Origin of the sequence: Magnetovibrio sp. PR-2 (assembly GCF_036689815.1) — a bacterium.
Lineage (GTDB): Bacteria > Pseudomonadota > Alphaproteobacteria > Rhodospirillales > Magnetovibrionaceae > Magnetovibrio.
On the sequence record NZ_JBAHUR010000015.1, the window covers coordinates 66,315 to 87,959 of the forward strand.

25 protein-coding genes are annotated in these 21,645 nt (G+C 54.8%); 18 read left to right on the plus strand and 7 right to left on the minus strand.

Going from position 1 to position 21,645, the window contains the following annotated elements:
• The first annotated feature begins 31 nt into the window (after positions 1-31).
• From V5T82_RS15470 to V5T82_RS15515, 10 genes are all read left to right on the plus strand, one after another.
• Entirely contained in the window at positions 32-802 is a 771-nt protein-coding gene (locus tag V5T82_RS15470; protein ID WP_332896597.1) for an SDR family oxidoreductase, read from the plus strand.
• Between the two features lie 24 nt (positions 803-826).
• Positions 827-1,249 (plus strand): dihydroneopterin aldolase, encoded by a 423-nt coding sequence (locus V5T82_RS15475; protein ID WP_332896568.1) that lies wholly within the window; start codon positions 827-829, stop codon positions 1,247-1,249.
• A gap of 386 nt (positions 1,250-1,635) precedes the next feature.
• On the plus strand, positions 1,636-3,582 hold the full coding sequence (gene uvrC, locus V5T82_RS15480) for an excinuclease ABC subunit UvrC (RefSeq protein WP_332896569.1): 1,947 nt from the start codon (positions 1,636-1,638) through the stop codon (positions 3,580-3,582).
• A gap of 51 nt (positions 3,583-3,633) precedes the next feature.
• The gene (gene pgsA, locus V5T82_RS15485; RefSeq protein ID WP_332896570.1) at positions 3,634-4,218 is read left to right on the plus strand and encodes a CDP-diacylglycerol--glycerol-3-phosphate 3-phosphatidyltransferase; all 585 of its coding nucleotides are present in this window, start codon (positions 3,634-3,636) and stop codon (positions 4,216-4,218) included.
• A 3-nt stretch (positions 4,219-4,221) separates the two neighbouring features.
• Complete coding sequence (moeA, locus tag V5T82_RS15490; RefSeq protein ID WP_332896571.1) at positions 4,222-5,481, plus strand: molybdopterin molybdotransferase MoeA; 1,260 nt, start codon at positions 4,222-4,224, stop codon at positions 5,479-5,481.
• Entirely contained in the window at positions 5,478-5,729 is a 252-nt protein-coding gene (gene moaD, locus V5T82_RS15495; RefSeq protein ID WP_332896572.1) for a molybdopterin converting factor subunit 1, read from the plus strand. The genes moeA and moaD overlap by 4 nt, the downstream gene beginning before the upstream one ends.
• Positions 5,730-5,735: 6 nt before the next feature.
• Positions 5,736-6,185: a molybdenum cofactor biosynthesis protein MoaE gene (locus tag V5T82_RS15500; protein ID WP_332896573.1), complete on the plus strand. Its 450-nt coding sequence runs from the start codon at positions 5,736-5,738 to the stop codon at positions 6,183-6,185.
• A gap of 42 nt (positions 6,186-6,227) precedes the next feature.
• Entirely contained in the window at positions 6,228-6,848 is a 621-nt protein-coding gene (locus V5T82_RS15505) for an HAD family hydrolase (protein ID WP_332896598.1), read from the plus strand.
• Between the two features lie 192 nt (positions 6,849-7,040).
• The gene (locus V5T82_RS15510; RefSeq protein WP_332896574.1) at positions 7,041-7,883 is read left to right on the plus strand and encodes an LOG family protein; all 843 of its coding nucleotides are present in this window, start codon (positions 7,041-7,043) and stop codon (positions 7,881-7,883) included.
• Between the two features lie 58 nt (positions 7,884-7,941).
• Positions 7,942-8,388, plus strand: coding sequence for a hypothetical protein (locus V5T82_RS15515; RefSeq protein ID WP_332896575.1), 447 nt, complete (start codon positions 7,942-7,944; stop codon positions 8,386-8,388).
• 66 nt (positions 8,389-8,454) lie between these two features.
• Here the strand turns inward: V5T82_RS15515 and V5T82_RS15520 are convergent, their stop codons facing one another.
• Complete coding sequence (locus V5T82_RS15520) at positions 8,455-9,354, minus strand: branched-chain amino acid aminotransferase (protein ID WP_332896576.1); 900 nt, start codon at positions 9,352-9,354, stop codon at positions 8,455-8,457.
• Positions 9,355-9,508: 154 nt separating this feature from the next.
• On the opposite strand from V5T82_RS15520, the gene V5T82_RS15525 reads away from it, so the two are divergent.
• Genes V5T82_RS15525 through V5T82_RS15540 form a run of 4 tightly spaced genes read left to right on the plus strand, consistent with a single transcriptional unit; the run spans position 9,509 to position 12,921 of the window.
• Positions 9,509-10,030 (plus strand): MarR family winged helix-turn-helix transcriptional regulator, encoded by a 522-nt coding sequence (locus tag V5T82_RS15525; RefSeq protein ID WP_332896577.1) that lies wholly within the window; start codon positions 9,509-9,511, stop codon positions 10,028-10,030.
• Positions 10,031-10,078: 48 nt separating this feature from the next.
• Positions 10,079-10,783, plus strand: a complete 705-nt coding sequence (locus V5T82_RS15530; protein WP_332896578.1) for a response regulator — start codon at positions 10,079-10,081, stop codon at positions 10,781-10,783.
• Positions 10,784-10,790: 7 nt separating this feature from the next.
• Complete coding sequence (locus V5T82_RS15535) at positions 10,791-12,116, plus strand: ATP-binding protein (RefSeq protein ID WP_332896579.1); 1,326 nt, start codon at positions 10,791-10,793, stop codon at positions 12,114-12,116.
• Positions 12,117-12,171: 55 nt separating this feature from the next.
• Entirely contained in the window at positions 12,172-12,921 is a 750-nt protein-coding gene (locus tag V5T82_RS15540) for a substrate-binding periplasmic protein (protein WP_332896580.1), read from the plus strand.
• On the opposite strand, the gene V5T82_RS15545 is transcribed toward V5T82_RS15540, so the two are convergent.
• From V5T82_RS15545 to V5T82_RS15565, 5 genes are all read right to left on the minus strand, one after another.
• Complete coding sequence (locus V5T82_RS15545; RefSeq protein ID WP_332896581.1) at positions 12,918-13,256, minus strand: zinc ribbon domain-containing protein YjdM; 339 nt, start codon at positions 13,254-13,256, stop codon at positions 12,918-12,920. The genes V5T82_RS15540 and V5T82_RS15545 overlap by 4 nt on opposite strands.
• A 13-nt stretch (positions 13,257-13,269) precedes the next feature.
• Positions 13,270-13,611: a tRNA-binding protein gene (locus V5T82_RS15550; RefSeq protein ID WP_332896582.1), complete on the minus strand. Its 342-nt coding sequence runs from the start codon at positions 13,609-13,611 to the stop codon at positions 13,270-13,272.
• A complete protein-coding gene (gene proC / locus V5T82_RS15555) occupies positions 13,611-14,423 on the minus strand; it encodes a pyrroline-5-carboxylate reductase (RefSeq protein WP_332896583.1) in 813 nt (270 codons plus the stop codon). The genes V5T82_RS15550 and proC overlap by 1 nt, the downstream gene beginning before the upstream one ends.
• A complete protein-coding gene (locus V5T82_RS15560; RefSeq protein ID WP_332896584.1) occupies positions 14,420-14,923 on the minus strand; it encodes a type III secretion system chaperone family protein in 504 nt (167 codons plus the stop codon). The genes proC and V5T82_RS15560 overlap by 4 nt, the downstream gene beginning before the upstream one ends.
• Positions 14,924-15,208: 285 nt before the next feature.
• Entirely contained in the window at positions 15,209-15,460 is a 252-nt protein-coding gene (locus V5T82_RS15565) for an accessory factor UbiK family protein (protein WP_332896585.1), read from the minus strand.
• A 140-nt stretch (positions 15,461-15,600) separates the two neighbouring features.
• Between V5T82_RS15565 and rfaD the strand changes: the two genes are divergently transcribed.
• The 4 genes from rfaD (at position 15,601) to V5T82_RS15585 (ending at position 21,277) form a co-directional block, all read left to right on the plus strand.
• Positions 15,601-16,587, plus strand: a complete 987-nt coding sequence (gene rfaD / locus V5T82_RS15570) for an ADP-glyceromanno-heptose 6-epimerase (protein WP_332896586.1) — start codon at positions 15,601-15,603, stop codon at positions 16,585-16,587.
• 276 nt (positions 16,588-16,863) lie between these two features.
• Positions 16,864-17,658, plus strand: coding sequence for a prolipoprotein diacylglyceryl transferase (gene lgt, locus V5T82_RS15575; protein ID WP_332896587.1), 795 nt, complete (start codon positions 16,864-16,866; stop codon positions 17,656-17,658).
• A gap of 29 nt (positions 17,659-17,687) precedes the next feature.
• Positions 17,688-18,776, plus strand: a complete 1,089-nt coding sequence (locus tag V5T82_RS15580; RefSeq protein WP_332896588.1) for a class I SAM-dependent methyltransferase — start codon at positions 17,688-17,690, stop codon at positions 18,774-18,776.
• A gap of 158 nt (positions 18,777-18,934) precedes the next feature.
• On the plus strand, positions 18,935-21,277 hold the full coding sequence (locus V5T82_RS15585; protein WP_332896589.1) for a hypothetical protein: 2,343 nt from the start codon (positions 18,935-18,937) through the stop codon (positions 21,275-21,277).
• Between the two features lie 112 nt (positions 21,278-21,389).
• On the opposite strand, the gene V5T82_RS15590 is transcribed toward V5T82_RS15585, so the two are convergent.
• A complete protein-coding gene (locus tag V5T82_RS15590; protein WP_332896590.1) occupies positions 21,390-21,641 on the minus strand; it encodes a hypothetical protein in 252 nt (83 codons plus the stop codon).
• Between the last annotated feature and the right edge of the window lie 4 nt (positions 21,642-21,645).

Below are 21,645 nucleotides of genomic sequence, written 5' to 3' on the forward strand. Positions count from 1 at the left end.
ATCCTTGGCGCTCTTCGACCATTCTCCGCCTATGGAAACCAAAGACCAGCCCAATGTCTTGATCACAGGTGCCGCGCACCGGATTGGCCGCGCCATCGCACTGGATTTGGCTCAGCACGGTTTTGGCGTGGCCGTGCACTACAATGCGTCTAAAGATGCAGCGCAAGAGCTGGTCAAAGCCATTGTTGCGGACGGCGGGCGTGCCGTCGCCGTTCAGGCCGAGTTGGCGGATGAAGAGCAGGTCAAAACCCTGATCCCTGCCGCCACAGACGCACTGGGCCCGCTGACGGTGTTGGTGAACAACGCGTCTTTGTTTGAAAATGACACGGTTGAAGACTGCACCCGCGAAAGCTGGGATCAGCATATGGACGTGAACCTGCGGGCTCCGTTTGTGCTGTCGCAAATGTTTGCCGAACAGCTCCCGCACGGCGTGGAGGGCTCCATCATCAACCTGTTGGACCAGCGGGTGTGGAACCTCACCCCGTTCTTTATGTCCTACACAGTGTCGAAAACCGCCTTGTGGACATTGACCCAAACTTTGGCGATGGCTTTGGCCCCGCAAATTCGTGTAAACGGTGTGGGCCCGGGGCCGACCATACGCAATGAACGCCAATCCGAGGACGACTTTACCCGCCAATGGTCGGAAATCCCCTTGGCGCGCCGTGTTATGCCTCAAGAAATTGCCGACGCCGTCCGTTTCCTTGTCAACGCACCGTCCATGACGGGGCAAATGATTGCCCTGGACGGCGGCCAACATTTGGGTTGGGGCCAAGCGTCCAACCGTCTCGTCCCAAATGAGTAACCTTTGAATAGAAAAGAAACAGCCATGAGCACCCCCAACGTCCGTCTTGTTCCGTCTCCCAGCATTGCCGATGCCCGTTCCGGCATCCGTCATGTTTTTGTGCGCGATCTGGTTGTCGACACATTTATCGGCATTTACGACCATGAAAAAGACGACAAGCAGCGCGTGCGTCTGAATTTGGACTTGGCGGTGTTTGAAGGCGACGTGTCATCTGTCAAAGACGACATCCAAAATGTGGTCTGTTACGAACAAATCAGCAACGATGCTCGTCAGGTTTGCAACGATGGTCACACCAATCTGGTGGAAACCTTAGCCGAAGAGATTGCCATCGTATGTTTGGCCAATGCGCAAGTGCGTTCCGTTCGTGTACGGGTGGAAAAATTGGATGTGTTCGCAGACGCAGCAAGTGTCGGTGTCGAAATCGAACGCTTTAACCCTGAAGTATAGTTTACGTTTTACTTTGAGCACTTTGAGAGCTCACACGTGCCTTGTCTTCTGCCAAAATGGGGCAGGTTGTGCACAGTCGCCGATTCGTCTGTTTGCCATCTTTGTGTAACTTAGCTTTCATAGTGGTTTAATCTGTTTAGACCACACAAAATAAAAAATTCAATAAAATCAATGTGTTAAAAAAATGCTCAATTTATGAGCAATTTATAGAATATTAAGGACTCCTAAGGCATTTCATCTGAGCTTAGGGTTTGTACACAACCTTATCCACAGACTCCGTGGATATGTATACCCGTCAAGATGCTTCATCACTATTTTCTAATTTTTATTGACCAAAAAGTATGTGCCCCTTTGCGCATAGGCGTCGAAGGGCGTAATTTGGGACCATGCAAAACGGCGACGAAACACCTCTTGAACAAGATCAAGACCTTGGCGGTCAAGACGACGCGCAACCGCTTCAGGGCGTCGATGTTATTGAACAGCATTTAAAGACCTTGCCCGCTAAGCCCGGCGTCTATCGCATGTTGGGCGAAGCTGGAAAAGTCCTCTATGTGGGCAAGGCCAAAAACCTCAAGAAACGCGTCGCCAGTTACACAAAGCCCGAGCGCCAATCCATCAGAATTCGCCGGATGGTTGCGCAAACCCGGTCCATGGAGTTTGTCACAACCCACACGGAAGCTGAGGCGTTGCTGCTGGAATCCAACCTGATCAAGAAGTTGGCGCCGCGTTACAATATCCTTTTGCGCGACGACAAGAGCTTTCCGGAAATTCTCGTGACCTCGTCCCATGACTTTCCCCGGGTGTTGAAGCACCGGGGTGCGCACAAGGTGAAGGGTGAATACTTTGGCCCCTTTGCCAGCGTCTGGGCGGTGAACGAAACGCTGACGGTGCTCCAGCGGGCCTTTTTGTTGAGAACGTGCACCGACAATGTTTTCGCCAACCGCACGCGGCCGTGTTTGCTGTTTCAAATCAAGCGCTGCTCGGGCCCGTGTGTGGAGGGCAAAATTGACCAAAAACACTATGCCGAGCTGGTGGACGAATCCCGTCAATTCTTGCAAGGCAAAAGCCAGGATATCCAAAAGCGCTTGGCCAACCAGATGCAGACGGCGTCTGACGACATGGAATTCGAAAAAGCCGCCGAGTACCGGGACCGCATCCGTGCGCTGACCCGCATTCAACAGCACCAAGACATCAACCCCGGCAATGCCCAAGACGCCGACGTGGTGGCTTTGCATCAGAAAAATGGGCTCAACTGCGTGCAGGTGTTCTTTTTCAGGGGCGGGCGCAACTTTGGCAACCGGGCGTATTTCCCGACCCAGGCCAAGGGCGAAGGCGAGCCCGAGGTCTTGGAAGCGTTCTTGGGCCAGTTCTACGCCCAACACCGCCCACCGCGTGAAATCTTGCTCAGCCATAAAATTCCGAATACGGAGCTCGTCGCCGATGCCTTGGCCGTGCGGGCGGAGCGCAAGGTTAAACTCAGCCGTCCCACACGGGGCGACCGGGCGAACTTGGTGAGCCACGCGCACGACAATGCCCGCGACGCCTTGGCGCGGCGTTCGGCCGAGTACGCAACGCAGGAAAAAATGTTGGAGGATATGGCGGGGCTGTTTGACTTGGACCACCCGCCACAACGCATCGAGGTCTACGATAACTCCCACATTTCGGGCACCAATGCGGTCGGCGCGATGATTGTGGCCGGGCCCGAAGGGTTTCGCAAAAACGCATATCGCAAGTTCAATATCCGAGGCGCCTCAAACACCGAGGCCGGGGAAGACGGATTTGCACCGGGCGATGACTACGCCATGATGAAAGAAGTGCTCACTCGGCGTTTCAAGAAGGCCTTAAAAGATGTGGAGGAAGCGGGCGGCGAGCGCGGGGCGGACTGGCCCGACTTGTTGCTGATCGACGGCGGTAAAGGCCAGCTGAGCGTGGTGTTGGAGGTCATGGAAACCTTGGGCGTTGAGGGCGTCACGGTGGCCGGTGTCTCCAAGGGTCCGGACCGTAACGCCGGGCGTGAACAAATCCACTTGCCCGGCCAGCCTGTCAAACACTTACATGAACGCGATCTGGTGCTCTATTTTATTCAGCGTCTGCGCGACGAAGCGCATCGCTTCGCCATCGGCACCCACCGGGCCAAACGTTCTAAAGCACAGGCACATTCGAAGCTTGACGACATTCCGTCCATTGGCGCCAAGCGCAAAAAAGCGCTGTTGCATCACTTTGGATCGGCCAAGGCGGTGGAGGAATCTGGGCTGGTGGATTTAGAAGCTGTGGACGGAATTTCAAAATCCATTGCAAAACAGATATATGACTGGTTTCATCCGGACGCTTAGGACGTTAATATGGTGTTCCATTTCAACCTCCTGGATTCTTAAGAACAGCGCATGGTTCTCAATATTCCCAACATTCTAACGGTGACCCGGATTATGATTATTCCGGTGGTTTTGGGCTTTATTATGTGGGGCACGCCGTTGGGCAATTGGCTCGCGTTTTCAGCCTACACATACGCGTGCATCACCGACTTCTTTGATGGTTACCTGGCGCGCGCCTGGCACCAACAATCGGCTTTTGGGCGGTTCTTGGACCCCATTGCCGATAAGCTTTTGGTCGCGGGCGTGTTGTTTGTGTTGGTGGGTGTGGAAAGCATTTCCGCCATTCACATTCTGCCCGCCGCCGTCATTTTGTGCCGTGAGATTTTGGTTTCCGGCCTGCGTGAATTTTTGGCCGAGGCCCGCGTAGGCCTGCCTGTCAGCATGTTGGCGAAGTGGAAAACCACCATTCAAATGCTGGCCCTAGGCTTTTTGATTGTGGGCGACGCGGGGCCGGACTTCGGCTTTGCCACCACATGGGAAATTGGGGCGTATGGTTTGTGGATCGCTGCGGCGATCACCATCATTACGGGGTATGACTACCTGCGCGCCGGGCTGCGCCACATCGCGGAGACCGACGAAGCAAAGCCGGAGAAATAAGACATGTCGGGCTTGCAAGACGATTGTTTTCGCATTGGCGACGAACTGATGCCCTTCGACGAGGGGTTGGAGATCTTGAAAGCCCGTGCCAGCCGCGTGGTGGGCATGGAAACGGTTTCTCTACCCAACGCTTTGGGCCGGGTCTTGGCCGAAGACATTTACGCACCGCGCGACGTTCCCCCACATGACAATTCCGCTGTGGACGGTTACGCCGTGCGTCATGCCGATTTGGCCGCAGACAGCGAAACCCGCCTGCCCGTCACCGCACGCATTGCCGCAGGCCATCCGTTGGAGCGTGCGTCCGAGCCCGGCGAAGCCGTGCAAATCTTCACAGGCGCGCCCGTGCCCGAAGGTATGGACACGGTGTTCATGCAAGAAGATATTGCCCGCGACGGTGATGACGTGATCTTGCCCGCAGGCCTCAAGCCCGGTGCCAACCGCCGCAAACAAGGCGAAGATGTGCGCGAAGGCGACATTATTATAGAGACTGGGCAGATGATGCGCGCTCAGGAAATTGGCTTGGCGGGCTCAGTTGGGCGCGGCGAAGTCAAAGTCTTTCGCCGTCTGCGCGCCGCTGTGTTCTCGACAGGAGATGAGGTCGCCGACCCAGTCCATGACAACGCAGGACCGGGCGCCATTTATGACGCCAACCGCTACACCATTGGTTCGTTGTTGCGCGGCATGGGCTGCGAAGTGACCGATTTGGGCATCTTGCCCGACCGGGTGGCGGAAATCCGTTCCGCCCTTCATGACGCGGATCCGGGGCACGATCTCATCATCACGTCCGGCGGCGTCAGCTTAGGCGAAGAAGATCACATCACCAAAGTGGTGCAAAGTTTGGGGCAGCTGGATTTCTGGCGCTTGGCGATTAAGCCGGGCCGTCCCATGGCGCTGGGCAAAGTTCTGGACACGGCGTTTGTCGGTCTTCCTGGGAACCCGGTGGCAGCCATGGTAACATTTATGCGCATCGCGCGTCCGCTGATCTTGGAATTGTCGGGGCGCAAACATGTTGATCCGCTGGTCTATCAAATCCCCGCAGGGTTTGAGATGAACAAGAAAAAAGGTCGGCGCGAATGGCTGCGCGCCAATCTGAAAACGGACGCCACAGGTCAGACGAAAGTCTACAAGTACCCGTCCCAAGGATCGGGTATCTTGACGTCCATGGTCGCCAGTGACGGCTTGGTGGAATTGCCGGAAGATCTGGACAAAGTTGCTGAGGGGGACTTGGTAAACTTCATACCGTTTGGGGAGATGACATCGTGAAAGTTCTTTATTTTTCTTGGTTAAAAGAAAAAATCGGTAAGGGCGAAGAACAGCTCGACCTGCCCGACGGCGTCTGCGACGTACAAGGCCTGTTGGACTGGATGAAAGACCGTGGTGACGGCTTCACCGATGCCTTCGCCAACGACGCCATTATTCGTGTTGCGGTCAATCACGAATACGTGGAACGCACCCACGCCGTTCAAGCGGGTGACGAAGTCGCCATCTTCCCGCCGGTGACCGGGGGTTAGACACAGATGATCCGTGTCCAAGACCAAGACTTCGATCCGGGCAAAGAGCTTGAGCAATTGACCGAGGGCAATACGTCCATCGGGGGTGTTTGCTCGTTCATCGGATTGGTGCGCGATTTTGCCGATGGCGACACGGTTTCATCCATGACCCTGGAACACTATCCGGGCATGACGGAAAAGCAGCTGGAAGCTATTGAGGCCGAAGCCTGTGAGCGTTGGCCCTTGGACGCGACATTGATCATACACCGCTATGGCACGCTGGATGCGGGTGCGCGCATTGTGTTTGTCGCAACCGCCTCCGCTCATCGTGAAGCTGCCTTTGAAGCGTGTCACTTTTTGATGGATTGGCTGAAAACCAAAGCCCCGTTTTGGAAAAAAGAAAGCGGTGCGGCGGGTGAACAATGGGTCGAAGCCAAAGACAGCGACGACCAAGCGACGGAGCGTTGGAACACTTAAGTGGCCCGCACGTAAGGGGGAAGACCCATTCGATTTGACGCGATCTTTTTCGATTTCGACGGTGTCCTGGCCGAAAGTGCGGACATCAAAGCCGATGCCTTTCGGGAACTCTACGCAGAGTTTGGAAACGAGGTTGTCGAAAAGTGTGTCGCGCATCACCGCTACCACGCGGGGATTTCCCGGGTTGTGAAAATTGAAAAATATCATGCGGAGCATCTAGGCATTGAGCTTAGCGGCGCAGAGCTGGCCCAGTGGGTGAAGCGTTACAGCACCATTGTGGAATCCAAAGTTGTAAATGCGCCAGCCGTTTTGGGTGTGGATGCGTTTTTGCGCTCAGAAACGCTTCCGCTTTATGTGATTTCAGGAACACCCGAAGACGAGCTTTTGCGCATCGTAACGGCGCGCGGTTGGGATGAACACTTTGAAGAAGTCCACGGCTCGCCGCGCCTAAAGCCTGTTATCATAGAAGACATCTTGGCGCGCACCGGCTTGGCGCGGGACCGGGTGCTGTTCGTTGGCGATGCCATGACCGATTACAACGCGGCCCAGGACACGGACCTTGCGTTTTTGGGGCGTGTTGCGCCAGGGGATGAAAATCTATTTCCAGAAGGTACAACCCTGGTGGACGATTTAACCGGGCTTTCGGACTTCGTTCGCGCCTAAGCAAAAACGAGCAGCTTTTCCGCTGCCCGTCGTTATTGCGCCACTGGTTTTGCCCGTTGGTGCTGCTTTTGTAGATATGGGGTGTATGGTTTGAATGTCGTCTCACAATAATTTGAGAATACCTGCTGTAGGCTTTAAAATCCCAGATAGATCAACAAATTATAAGAATACATAGATAGAGGGAGAGCGGGCATGGCACGCGAACGTGATGAGCAAGACCGGGATGAACGGGACGACAAACCGGAAAAGGCCTACAAGGACTTAGACTTCATCATGAGCCGCGCAGGTCGCCCCATGCGCATTCTTTCGGAGTTCTTGGAGCCCGAAGACCGGTTCGAACGCTACAACATTTCCGACACCATTGTGTTCTTTGGCTCCGCCCGCACGCTTTCGCGCGAAGAGGCGGAGAACGAATTGGTCTCGGCCCAAAAGCACGGCGGCGATGTGGCCACGGCGGAACGCGATTTGCTGATGTCGCGCTACTATGAAGATGCACGTGAACTCTCCTACAAAATGACCGAGTGGTCCAAGGGGCTCAAAGGCAACGCCAAGCGGTTTGTGATCTGCACAGGTGGCGGTCCCGGCATCATGGAAGCTGCGAACCGTGGCGCTGCTGAAGCCAAAGGCCACAATGTTGGGCTTAATATTTCGCTGCCGTTTGAACAGCACGAAAATCCATATATCTCGCGCGAGTTGTCGTTTGATTTTCACTACTTCTTTATGCGCAAATTTTGGTTTTCTTATCTCGCCAAAGCCATGGTGGTGTTTCCGGGGGGATACGGAACGCTTGATGAGTTTTTTGAGCTGATGACCTTGGTGTCGACCAAAAAGATGGGCAAGGCCATGCCGGTGGTTCTTTATGGTAAAGACTATTGGAACGAGGTTTTCAATCTGGATGCCATGGTGAAATACGGCACCATTTCACCCAGCGATCTGGAGCTGTTCCACACATCTGACGATGTCGAAGACGCGTTTGACTTTTTGACCAACAAGCTCACAGAACATCACCTGGATAAACCCGGCGGCAGTATGTAAGCGCAACGCTTTTGGGCGTATAATAGAAAGAGCCCCCCTCGATCGGAAGGAGAACGCCATGTTCCAAAAACCTTCCCTTATGTTGCGCATTGCCATTGGCAAAGGCGTTGGTTTTTTGATCGGTTTGATCGGGCTGATCACTTTGCCGTATTTCGTGGACGAAGCCGGGTGGATGATACGCTTTGGTGTGCTGTTTTGGTACGCCACCGTGGGTGCCGTTATCGGTGTCTATGGGGTTTTCACCCATCACCCCGTGCTGCACCTGCCACTGCCGTGGTGGGTCCGCGCACCTATAATAGGGGCGTGGATGAACTTCGTCCTGACGCTGTTTGTCTACGAACAGTTCGCGGTTTGGATGGTGGAGATTTCCACCGTGATGTTTGGCAGCGCAACGTTGATGACATCGCCGTTCTGGTTTGTGTTGGAAGGCGCACTGGTGGGCTTGTTGATCGGTTATCTCGCCACCCGCTTTGGCGGTGAAGGCAAGGAAACGGTCGGTCGTTAAGCCCTACCCTCAAAACAAAACAGGCCCCACCGTTGGATGGGGCCTGTCGGTGTTCAGAGCGTCGGTTTATTCGGCGGCGACGGTGGCCGCTTCTTTACCCACCGCACGATCATAGTCGCTGATCAACTGATTGGTGATTTCACCCACCTCAAAAGTGAGATCGTCGATCTTGCCCACAGGCGTGACTTCTGCAGCCGTTCCGGTCAAGAAAATCTGTGTCGCGTTTTTCAACTCATCCGGCATGATCACGCGTTCAACCACTTCGATGCCACGCGCTTTGGCCAAGTCGATGACGGTGCGGCGCGTGATGCCGTCCAAGAAGCAATCGGGAACAGGCGTGTGCAGTTTGCCGTCGCCCATCTCCATAAAGATGTTGGCACCCGTGGCTTCGGTGATTTGGCCGCGCCAGTCCAAAAGCAAAGAATCGGTGTAGCCGTCGCGTTCCGCATCGTGCTTGGACAGGGTCGAAATCATATAGAGACCACACGCCTTCGCATGCACCGGGGCGGAGTTCGGCGGCGGGCGACGCCACTGAGACGTCTTCAGGCTGATGCCCTTGGCACGCAGTTCGGGGGAGAAATAGCTGGGCCATTCCCAAGCGGCCACGGCCACGTGGATCGTATTGCTTTGCGCAGACACACCCATCATTTCGCTGCCACGCCACGCGATGGGGCGAAGGTAGCCGTCGGTGATGTTGTTGACCTCACACGCGTCGTATTGGGCTTTGTTCAGCTCATCGGCAGAGTAGGGGATTTCAAAACCCAAAATCTCGGCGGATTTGAACAGACGTTCGGTGTGCTCTTCCAGCTTGAAAATCTTACCGCCGTACATGCGCACGCCTTCGAAGACGCCGGAGCCATAGTGCAAGGCGTGGGTCAGCAAATGGACCTTCGCATCGCGCCATTCGACCATTTCACCGTCATACCAAATTTTGCCATCACGATCGTCGTAAGCTGGTCCCGCCATCGTCTTCATCCTTCGCCTTGAAATAGCTGAACATTTTCCGGTTCAGTCTTGAAATATTATTGCCCTAACCCGGAATCTCCAGGAATGTTGTTGCTTTTTTTATCAGGATCAGGCATATATGTCAACAACACTGACTTATTTTTTGAGGCCCCAAATGAGCCCTGATGATCCGCAATCCGGTATAACGGTTCTGGAAGACGCGCTTTCGCCGTATCTCAGCGAAGAAGAGTTGCGGCGCGCCATTGAGCTGTTGTTTTTTGCTTATCGCGATTTCACGGGCGAGGCCGACGCTATTTTGGCCGATGACGGATTTGGGCGTGCGCACCACCGGGTGATCTATTTCGTCAAACGCAATCCCGGCATTACGGTCAATCATCTGCTGGGCATTTTACAAATCACCAAACAAAGCCTGTCGCGGGTGCTGGGTCAGTTGGTTCGCGACGGTTACATTTTGCAAGAAACCGACGATGAAGACCGACGTCGGCGCACGTTGACCCTGACCGATAAGGGCGCGGAGCTCGAAGGTCGTCTGACGACGTGTCAAAGTGAACGCATCAGCCGCGCTTATAAACTGGCGGGACCGGAAGCGGTCAAAGGCTTTAAAAAGGTGCTGACCGAAATCATCAATGCCCAAGACCGTGCGCGGTTTACAGGTGGTGGCCCTCACACCGATTGAGGTGCTATGGTGTTGCACCATAGATGAACCTAGGGATGAAGCTGGCGTATGGTCGCAGACCTTCCACACATTTTGGTCGTTGATGATGATGATCGCTTGCGCACATTGCTGCAGAAATATCTCAGCGACAGCGGCTTTGTCGTCGTCAGCGCAACCGATGCCGCCGATGCTAGGCAAAAGCTCAAGTCCTTGGCTTTTGATTTGATCATTTTGGATTTGATGATGCCGGGCGAAAGTGGGCTGGAATTCGCACAAGATTTCCGCAAAAGATCCACCGTGCCGATCTTGATGCTCACGGCCATGGGCGAAAGCGACGACCGCATTAGCGGACTGGAATGCGGCGCGGACGATTACCTGACCAAACCGTTTGAACCGCGCGAGCTGTTGCTGCGCATCAACAACATCTTGAAGCGTGCGCAAATGGCTCCGGTTGAACCCGAAGCGCCTGCCGTGATTTCCATGGGTGAGGCTGCGTTCGATTTGGACCGGGGCGAGCTTAAAGTCGCTGGACGGCCTGTGCGTTTGACCACTGTTGAAGTGCAGCTGCTGAAAGCCTTGGCGGAACGTCCGGGCGAGCCGTTGTCACGCGATGATTTGATAGTACGCACAGGTGCTGCCACGGACGCCAGCTCCGGCGGGCGGGCCATCGATGTGCAGGTCACACGGTTGCGGCGTAAAATCGAACAAGACCCGAAATTGCCACGCTACCTGCAAACGGTGCGCGGCAAGGGTTACGTGTTGATGCCGGATTGAGGTGAAGATGAAACTGCATTTTTCCACCTTTTTAAAACCGTACCTGCCCAAAAGCCTGCTGGGCCGTTCGGTCCTAATCATTGTGACGCCCTTGATCTTGTTGCAGGTGATCACGGCGACGATTTTTTTTGAAAACCACTGGGGCAAGGTCGGCCGCCGTTTGGCGCTGGGGGTGGCGGGTGAAATTGCATTGATTACGGAAGGCATGCGCCGCGCGCCGGACTTAACGTCGCAAGGTGTGTTGTTTCGCCAGGCTTGGATGTCGCTGCAACTGGAATTGACATACACGCCCGGTGCGTTCTTGGAAGACCAAACCAAAGTGGGTGAGCCGATTTTGGTGCGCCAGTTGACCGGCGCCATGGACGAAGTCGTCAACAAACCGCACCGCATTGACGCGGCAACGCAGGATCGTTTTGTCGAGATGGATGTGCAATTGCCCGACGGTGTGTTGCACGTTGTGGTGCCCAGAAAACGCCTGTTTTCCACCACGACCTATGTGTTTGTGTTGTGGATGGTGGGCACGTCCTTGTTGTTGTTTGCCGTGGCCGTGATCTTCATGCGCAACCAAGTCCGTCCCATCCGCAGGCTGGCGCGCGCCGCCAACGATTTTGGCATGGGGCGTGACACGCCGAAGTTCAAACCCGAAGGGGCCTCCGAAGTGCGCCGCGCCGCCAGTGCTTTTATCGCCATGCGCAACCGGATCAAACGTCATTTGCAGCAACGCACCGACATGCTGGCAGGGGTGTCCCACGATTTGCGCACCCCCTTAACCCGCATGAAATTGCAGTTGGCGATGATGGGGGAACAAGACGGCGCGAAAGAGCTGGAAACCGACATCACTGATATGGAGCACATGCTTGAAGAATATCTGGCATTTGCGCGCGGCGAAGGCGGGGAGCGGGCGGAAGACACCAGCATGACCGATATGCTCACCGACATCGTGGACAAGGCCCGGCGCAAGGGCGGTGCCATCGACTACCATGCCGAAGGGGACATCCGAGCACCGATCAAACCCAATGCGTTTAAGCGTGCGCTGACCAATTTGGTGGAAAACTCCATGCGCTATGGTGAACACGTGTCCGTGCGCGCCGGCGTGCGGGGGGAATTGGTGGAAATGGTCATTGACGACGATGGCCCCGGCATTCCCGAAGAAAAACGTGACGAAGTGTTCAAACCGTTCTTCCGCATCGATCAATCCCGCAACCCCGGCACCGGCGGTGTGGGGCTGGGCATGACCATTGCGCGCGACGCCATCCGCGCACATGGCGGCGAAATCTATCTTGAAGATGCGCCGGGTGGCGGGCTGCGGGTGCGGGTTTCACTTCCGCTCTAGACAATTGCGAACAAACTTCACAAACTCTGATGAGACGGGCGGTATGAGGGTGTGGATGACAAAGACACTGGTGAAAACGCTTGCAGCTGTGATGCTTTGGCTCGGTGCTCCGCTGAACGCGTTAGGCGCAGATCTTCTGTTGGGCTACGGTTCACACTTTGACGCGCCCTATACCGTCATCGAAGACGGCGAGCTTACCGGCGGCTGGATTCACGCAACGGCCAGCGCGCTTTCCAAGTCCTTACAAACCCCTGTCTCTGCCGTGGCCATCCCCCGCAAGCGGTCTTCGGACATGATCAATAGCGGTGATATCGATCTGTACTGCTTCACCAACCCGGCTTGGGCACGGGATATGCATTCGGTGCGTTGGACAGAAAGACTGTTTGATGTGTCCAACTTGGTGATCGTCAGAAACGATGTCGCGAAGAGCGTGCGCAGCCCATACGATTTGCGCGGCTATTTTGTCGGTACAATCTTGGGCTACAGTTATCGTCCTTTGACACCGTTCTTCGACAGTGGCCAAATTCAGCGCGTTGACACCAAAAGCTTCGATCAAAATTTAAAGATGCTGCGCAACGGCCGTGTGGAAGCCGCCATTGTTCCCGACACCGTAGCCGAAAATCTGTTGCTACGCCTCGGCATGGACAAAGACTTCAGCGCCGCACTTTACATGGTGTCTAGACGCTCTTTGCATTGTGCCATCAGTGGAGCAAACCCTGAGAAACAAGGGCAATTGACCGAAGCACTGAAAGCCGTGAAGGGCTCAGGTCTGTTTGATTGGCCGGAGTTGCGTGGGTTTAACTAAGCTTTTTTGACGAATTGGGACTTGAGCCCCATGGAGCCGATGCCGGGAACGGTGCAGTCAATGTCGTGGTCGCCGTCCACTAAGCGGATGCTTTTCACTTTGGTGCCGACTTTGACGACGGAAGACGAGCCCTTAACCTTCAAATCCTTAATCACGGTAACGGTGTCGCCGTCCACCAAGATGTTGCCGACACTGTCGCGCACGACCGGGGTGTCGTCTTCGGCCTCAGCTTCAGCAGCGGACCATTCATGCCCACACATGGGACAAACCAACATGGCACCGTCTTCGTAGGTGTAGGCTTCTTGGCACTTTGGGCAAGGCGGAAGTTCGGACATGGTTGCGATGTTCCTAAAACAAACGCCCGCCTAGGGGCGTGTATTGATCGGGTTTGAGCAGCACCACTTCGCCGTCTTCATCCGGAACGCCCAGGACCAAGACCTCGCTCATGAAATTACCGATTTGGCGGGGCGGGAAATTGACCACGGCGACCACCTGTTTGCCCATCAGAGTTTCGGGGCGGTAGTGCTGGGTGATTTGCGCGGACGTTTTGCGCACACCGATGTCGTCGCCGAAATCGATCCACATTTTGATGGCGGGTTTGTGGGCTTCTGGGAAGGGCTCGGCCCGCATGACTTGGCCGACACGGATATCGACTTTGAGAAAATCACTGAATTTGATCAGCTCTTCCATCAGTTCGCCAATTCGCGGGACCGTTTGGTGGCGGCATCAATGGCTTTGGTCATGAGCTCTTTCATGCCGTCTTCGCCCATCAACACCTCAAGCGCTGCGGCGGTGGTGCCGCCGGGTGAGGTCACATTTTCGCGCAAGGTCGAAGCGTCTTCGTCGGATTGGTGCAGCAATTCCCCCGCACCTGCGACGGTGGCGCGCGCCAAGCGGTCCGACATATCCGCATCCAACCCCGCCATGCGCCCGGCATAACCCATGGCTTCGGCGAGCAAGAAGATGTAGGCCGGACCACTGCCCGACACGGCGGTGACGGCATCCATATCAGATTCGTTGTCGACCCATTCCACCAGACCGACAGAGCGCAGCAATTTGTCGCAGAGCGCCTTTTGCTTGTCCGTCACATTTGTGTTGGGACAGCCCACGGTTATGCCGCGTCCGACGGATGCGGGGGTGTTGGGCATGGCGCGCACAACGGCGGCGTCGGGGCCTAAAATGTCTTCGAAATTTTGCAGCGTCTTGCCCGCCGCGATGGACAAAAACACCGGACTTTGGTCCACCAGCTTTTTATAAGGCGGCAACACCAGTTCCATCACTTGGGGTTTGACCGCCAATACAACCACGTCGGCGGAAAATCGAGTGGATAAATCGTTGGCACTCGTTGCGGCCCAGACACCGTACTTCCCGGCCAAAGTCTTGGCCAAGTCCATGTTGGGTTCCACAAGGGTGATGTTTTGCGCAGGAATACCTTGGTCGAGCCAGCCTTCCAGCATGGCCCCGCCCATCTTGCCGCAGCCGATGAGCAGAAGTGACGTCATGCTTCGCCAACCGTTTCCAAAAGAGAAGCCGCCATGGCTTGTTCCGCGCTTTGACCGCCCCAGATGACGTATTGGAACGCGGGGTAAAACCGTTCGCACTCATACAGCGCGGTTTCGACCATGTCTTGGACTTGCTCCAACGTCGGCGCTTCGGCACCGCGCAGGGGAAGCGCGTGGCGGAACATGGGCAGGCCTTCGTCGGCCCACAGGGTAAAGTGACCCAGCCACAGGTTTTCGTTCGCCATCATCAGCAATTCTTGAACCTGGGTGCGTTTGCTGTCGGGGATGCGCATGTCGAACGCGCAGGTGAGCTGCATGGCTTCGGCATTGTCGCTCCAGGTGAAGTAGAGCGAATAGTCGCACCACTTGCCCGGCGCCTGCACAGCGATTTCGGTGTCGCAGCTGCGTTCCGTTTGCCATTCGTACAGGTTCACGGTTTGCTCCACCACATCCATCGGGTGGTGCTGCGATAGTTCCAGTTCACGGTGCATGGTTGCCATGTCGACGTCCCTTAAATCCTCAAGCTTCATCCGGCGTTTATGGCACCTGATGTGTGCCCATTTGGCACAAGCACTAGATTTAGTGTGTCGAAGCCATATGGGAGTCGCAAGCACAAGCAAGTAAATTGGTGTGGAAAAGCGGAACTTTTTTGAGAGTCTCAATGATTCCAATATGTTGCTCTCGATTCGCAAAAACACCCCCGAATCGAGCGAATCGAGAGTGCTAAGGGATTCTAAAATCACGTTTTTTCAAAAACGTGAGGGAATCGGGAGAATCGGGTCTGGTTATTTGGCTTTGAGCTGAGCTTCCAGCTCGGCCACGCGGGCTTCCAGCTTCTCTTGCTCGGAGCGTGCGTTTGCCGCCATGGCTTTAACGGCGTCAAATTCTTCCCGGGTGACGAGATCCATTTCGCTCAAAAGCTTTTCCACATGGCGGCGCAAGAAGTTGTCGGCGTCGCCTTTGACACCGGTAACTGCGGACACGGCGCCGCTGGCGACTTTGGCCATATCGTCGAGGATACGGTTGGACGTTTGCATGATCTGATACCCTTAAGTTCCAATTTGGCGGCATTATGAAGCGGGCGGGCTGGAAGTGCAACACTGTGCAACACCTGCCGCTTGCGAGGCTGTGCCCCAAGCCCTATAAACAAGGACGAAATTCTAAGGGGTTCACGTTTATGTACATCATCACCGGTGGGGCTGGGTTTATCGGCTCCAACATTGCTTGGGCGCTGGAACAGCGCGGCTATTCCAAAATCGTCATCGTCGATCGTTTGCGCGATGGGGTGAAATGGAAAAACATCGCCAAGCGCGAACTGTTCGACGTGGTGCACCCCGACAACCTGTTCGATTTTTTGGCCGAGCACGAAAGCAACGTCAAAGCCATCTTTCATATGGGCGCCATCTCTGCCACCACGGAGACGGACGGCGACAAGATCATGGACAACAACTTCCGTCTGTCCATGGATTTGTGGAAATGGTGCACGCAACACAAAGCGCGCTTTATTTATGCCTCAAGCGCCGCGACCTATGGCGGGGGGGAGCACGGCTTTGTGGACAATGCCGAGATTGATGCGCTTAAGCCCCTGCAACCCTTAAATCCGTACGGGTGGAGCAAGCAGCTGTTCGACCGCCGTGTCGCGCGCATGTTGGACCAGAACGAGGCCGTGCCGCCGCAGTGGGTGGGGCTCAAGTTTTTCAACGTCTACGGTCCCAACGAATACCACAAGGGCACCATGCAAAGCGTGGTCAGCCACGTCTATCCGGTGGCCGCGAAGGGCGAGACCTGCAAGCTGTTTAAATCCCACCACCCGGACTATGAAGACGGCGGGCAGCTGCGCGACTTCGTTTCCGTCGATGACTGTGTGGATTTGATGATGTGGCTGTTGGACAACCCGGACGTGTCGGGTCTGTTCAATTGCGGCACGGGCGAGGCCCGTCCGTTCAAGGATTTGGCTGCGGCTGTCTATCGCGCGCTGGATATGGACCCGCTAATCGAATACATCCCGACGCCGGAACACCTGCGCGACAAGTACCAGTATTACACCCAAGCCGACATGTCGAAGCTGAAGGCGGCGGGCTATGACAAAGCGTTCACGTCCTTGGAAGACGGCGTGAAGGCTTACGTGCAAAATCACCTGCACGCCGAAGACCCCTTTAGGTAAGGAACGGAGGGTCCAGGTCCTTAATCTTGATGCGTTTGGCGGCGGCGATTTTTTGCCTGGACAAGGCGTCAAGATCGCCGTAATGCTCCTCATTACAAGAGCTTGACAACGCGGTCCTGGCGAAAAAGCGCCCCGTCCAACGGATTTGCGAAAACCGCCCCCTGGACGTCGTCAAAAGCTCTTGAAAGTGGTGTCGCACTTCCTGTGAGCTGTTTCCTAGCCAGGGAACGGTTTTCGCAAACCAAACGCAACAAGATTAAGGACCTGGACCCTCATATGCTCGCCATCGCGTTCCCCATGATCGATCCGGTCATCATTGAAATCGGACCCGTCGCCATTCGTTGGTATGCGCTGGCCTACATCGCCGGGCTCGTTTTGGGCTGGCAGTATATGATGTGGCTGGCCGACCGTGCGGGGGCCTTGGTCAAACGCAAAGACGCCGACGACTTTTTGACCTGGGCGGTTTTGGGCGTGATCTTGGGTGGGCGTTTGGGTTATGTGCTGTTTTACAAGCCGGAATACTATTTGGCGCATCCGTCCGAAATCTTACAAACTTGGCAAGGCGGTATGTCGTTTCACGGCGGCTTCCTCGGTGTTGTGATTGCGGGTTGGTTGTTTTGTAAACGGCGCCATATCCAATTCTGGGCCTTTGCCGATTTGGCCGCCGCTGTTGCGCCCATCGGCTTGTTCTTCGGCCGCATCGCCAACTTCATCAATTCAGAGCTCTGGGGCCGCACCACCGACGTGGCCTGGGGCGTGGTGTTCCCGAACGGCGGGCCGTATCCGCGCCACCCCAGCCAGCTTTATGAAGCCGCTTTGGAAGGCTTTGTGTTGTTGATCGTGCTGCATATTGTGTGGCGCAATGAGAATTTGCGCAAAACACCGGGCGTGATTTCCGGCGCGTTTTTGATCGGTTACGGGCTGTCGCGCATCATTGTCGAGTTCTTCCGCGAGCCCGACGCGCACTTGGGCTTCCTGTTCGGTGGCGCCACCATGGGCCAGTTGTTGTCCGTTCCCATGGTGCTGGCGGGTGCAGGATTTATTGCATATGCCCGCAAACGCGCTATATAAGTAACTTCTAATCAAAGAGGAAGGTACCCATGAGCGCGCTGTTTGACATCATCAAGGCTGAAATCGAAGCTGAAGGCCCCATCACCGTGGCCCGGTACATGGAACTGGCTTTGGCCCATCCCGAACACGGGTACTACCAAAAACAAGACCCCTTGGGCGAAGAAGGCGATTTCATCACAGCACCCGAAATCAGCCAGATGTTCGGCGAGATGATCGGTTTGTGGATGGCCGTGGTGTGGCAAGGCTTGAACCAGCCCGATCCCTTGAACGTGGTCGAGTTCGGCCCCGGGCGCGGCACCTTGATGGCGGACGCCTTGCGCGCCGCCCAAGCCATGGATGACTTTGACGACGCCGCGCGCGTGTGGTTGATCGAAACCAGCCCGGCCTTGCGCGCCAAACAAAAAGAAATGCTCAAGCCCACCATGCTCATGCCCGCGTGGCGCGACACGTTCGCCGACGTGGGCTCCGGCCCGCTGATCGTCTTGGGCAATGAATTTTTCGACGCCCTTCCAGTGCATCAGATCGAACGCGCGGACGACGGCTGGCGCGAACGCTTGGTTGGTCTGAACGACGAAGGCGATAAGTTTGCATTCACCCTGTCACAAGACTTGGCCGACAGCTCCGTCATCCCCGAAGAGCTGCGCAACTCCACGGTGCCGGGCAGCATCTTTGAATACCAGCCCCTATCCAAAGCCATCATGAAAGAAGTTGCCGAGCGCATCGTGGCGGAAGGCGGCGCGGCCCTGTTCATCGACTACGGCCATGGTGAACACGGCACGGGCGAAACCTTGCAGGCCCTGCGTGCGCACAAATACTCCGACCCCCTGAAAAATCCGGGGGACGCAGACCTCACCTGTCACGTCGACTTCGCCCAACTGACCGAAGCGGCCGCAGAGGCCGGCGCAGACGTCTTGGGCCCCGTACCCCAAGGCGCGTTCTTGGAACGCCTCGGCATGGGCGAGCGCGCCAACATGCTGATGATGAGCGCCACCGAAGAGCAAGTCGCCGAAATCGACGCCGCCTACAAACGCCTCACCGGCCCGGACGAAATGGGGCAGCTGTTTAAGGTGATGGCGATTGTCCCGAAAGGCTTCGGTGTGCCGCCTTGGGCGGAGTAGGGAATGGCCTAGCCTAGGCTTAATTTGTCTTGCGCCTTTCGAGTTACACGACTTCATTGCAATTCAGGCAATTGGTCGAAATTTCAAACAAAATCCGTTATTGTCCCTTGGAAGTTTCATGAAACGATGTTTGTGTTTCCATTCTTCCGGGGGGCCGTTTGAATAATCCAAATACTTCTGCATCTCGGTTTAAGCGGTTATTGCGCGTTATCGGCTATCGGCTGCGGCGCCGGGTTAAGCATGTCTTTAGCCCGATCAGTCAAGCTACGTCCTATCGTTTGGCGGATCTTTGGCACAAAGTGAATTGGGGGCAGTATTATTTAAAGGTGTGGCATGCGCGAAATTCGGGACAATTGGCCCTCACTTTGTTCCTGGCACTTATGACACTGAGTGTCTTATGGATACCGGATTTGCACCACGCTGCTTACCTAGCCATTAAATTGGAAACATTGCAGCAACTTTACCTTGCTGTTGGCGCGGCTCTGTTGGGTGCCGCCGCAATCGTGTCTTCGCTCGTTTTATTCGCCATGCAAGTGAATATTGAACGAATGCCACATGGCCTTTTTCATAAATTGAGCTCAGACCGTAAATTGCTTTTGGCTTTTGCTGGAACCTTTTTCGTCGCCATTGTCATCACTGCTTTGTCCTTAATATCCGAAGCAAAGTGGGCCGGGATCACTTTGTTTGTCGCTTTTTGGGGAACGGTGCTGATGATAGCACTGTTCTTGTATGCTTATAAGCGAGCCCTAGTCCTGGTAAATCCGGCTCAACAACTGAAAATGTTGGTCGATGAAACAAAATCAACTCTTAACAAAATTGTTCGCCAATCGCGCCGCGCGGCTCCACTTGTTCAAAGCGCCGTAAGTGGGGCGTATCCCAACGACAAGTTCGATGAAACCCGTTTTTTATATTTCCAGGCAAATTCGTGGTGGACGGACAGTGCAAAGCGTAGCGTTGATTATGCAGTTTCATATACACACCGATATGCTGAACAAGGCGATTATGAAATTTGCGAAACAGCTCTCACTGCATTGGTCGCAGTAAACGTAGCGTATGTTTCGGCCAAAGGCCGAACGTTTCACTCCCATGGAAAACTCTCCCTCATCGACAACCCTTATGTTACAGACGGCTTTATCAACGACACCCTAGAGCATCTCCGCCAAACGGTACGAAAGGCTGTATTGCGTGGTGACGAACAGCTGATTGAGCTCACATTTCGAGCATTCGAAAGCCTCACAAACATCTATTTGACGATTGATTATGCGTCTGAAGAAGCAACGATGACGCATGCCCATTTGGCATCTGGTTACTTGGCCGATGCCGTTACCTCTGTGGCTCCTCACAATATGCCCGATGTTATGCTTGAGGGAATTCGTCTGCTTGGGAGATGCGCCCATGCACAATTCTCTGTCGAAGGCCCTGACGGTATTGTTTCGTTGGTGAAGTCAATCGGAACACTATCTGTCGTTGGCGTTGCCCGAAAGGATCACAATGCTGTCACCCAATTGGCTATTGAGCAACTCGCTCGTTTGAATATCACTCTTCTTCGCTCTAAAACACACCGGAGCCATATCGCAATTGCTGCGGCCGACATCCGCATGTACATCACCATGGTTGGAAAGCTTTTGCTTGATCAGCCGGATACTCGTTTCATGAGTTTCCATAGCTCTAGCTTAGCCTCATTTTTTTCTGCAAATCCGGAGGCCCAACTGCAGTGGCTTTTACCTACGGTGAATGCAATTGGTAAGGCGGACAAAGATGATCAGGACGCAAAAGCAATCGCTCATAATTTTGAGCCCTGGTCGGATGGCATGTTTAAAAATGTAAAAGAGCTGTTGTTGTATGCCATTGAAAAGAAAACTTTGTTTGTGCAAGAGCTACTCTACTGGCTGATGAAAATAACTGAGGCACTCCTTGTTGTTTCTAACTCTGCTGCGTGTGGCGAGCATGTACGAGACAAATTGAGAGAACATAGCCATGAACTGGTCGCAGTTTTGTGGTCCATCCCAACCGATAAGGAAACAGCAACTTTTATGGAGCAAGTTGATTACTCCGATACGCTGCTGAAACTTGCTTTTGAGCTGCGGCAACGCGGTACAGAGGGAATTTCTGAGACGGGCCAGATGTTAATACAACACTGGATGTTTGATGCAGGGCAGCACCAAACTGGCTGGGCAACACTTGAGCGCAATCTATACGCTCTGGCCTGTTTGGCGTTGAAAAGTGCAGATGAGAATGCTGTGGAGAAATTCAAAGCCGTTGTTCAAGTGGGTTTGCAGGAAGGCAAGCTACCTGATAAGGCGCTCCGTGACCGTACAGCGCGGGAAATCCGTCGTATGGCGCTCGACATTAACCCATATGGACACTTCACTTTGTCATATGAGAGCTGTCTGGCAAGTTGTGATCACGCGACAATGACGGCCTTGCTTGAGGATTTGGCTGATATCTTGTCTCATGACACAGCCGGTGAAGCCGACCCACCTCTTGGTTATGGAGACTAGGCTCGGCCATGGCTCCATAATCATTAGTATCACCTGCCTTTGGTGGGTGGGATTGGGATAGTTCGATTTCTTTTTTCAGGTCTGGTGAGACTTCAATAAAAGTGTCAAAAACCTAAACCACCGTCGTCCGCGCAATGGCGTCGTTGCGGCTGATGCCTGTAATCTGCAGCATCACGGCCATCTGGCCGCCCTTGGTGAGGTTTTGCACCACCACTTTGCCCAGCGTCGTCCAGTCGGCCTCAAGCTCGTCGCCGATCTCGGCTTCGACGCGGCCGTGGGCTTCGAGGATCACGTGCTCATACGCGTCCGTTTCGGCGACGATGGCGCCGAGGCGGTGGTTGACCGCAATCACTTTTCCATTCATGACT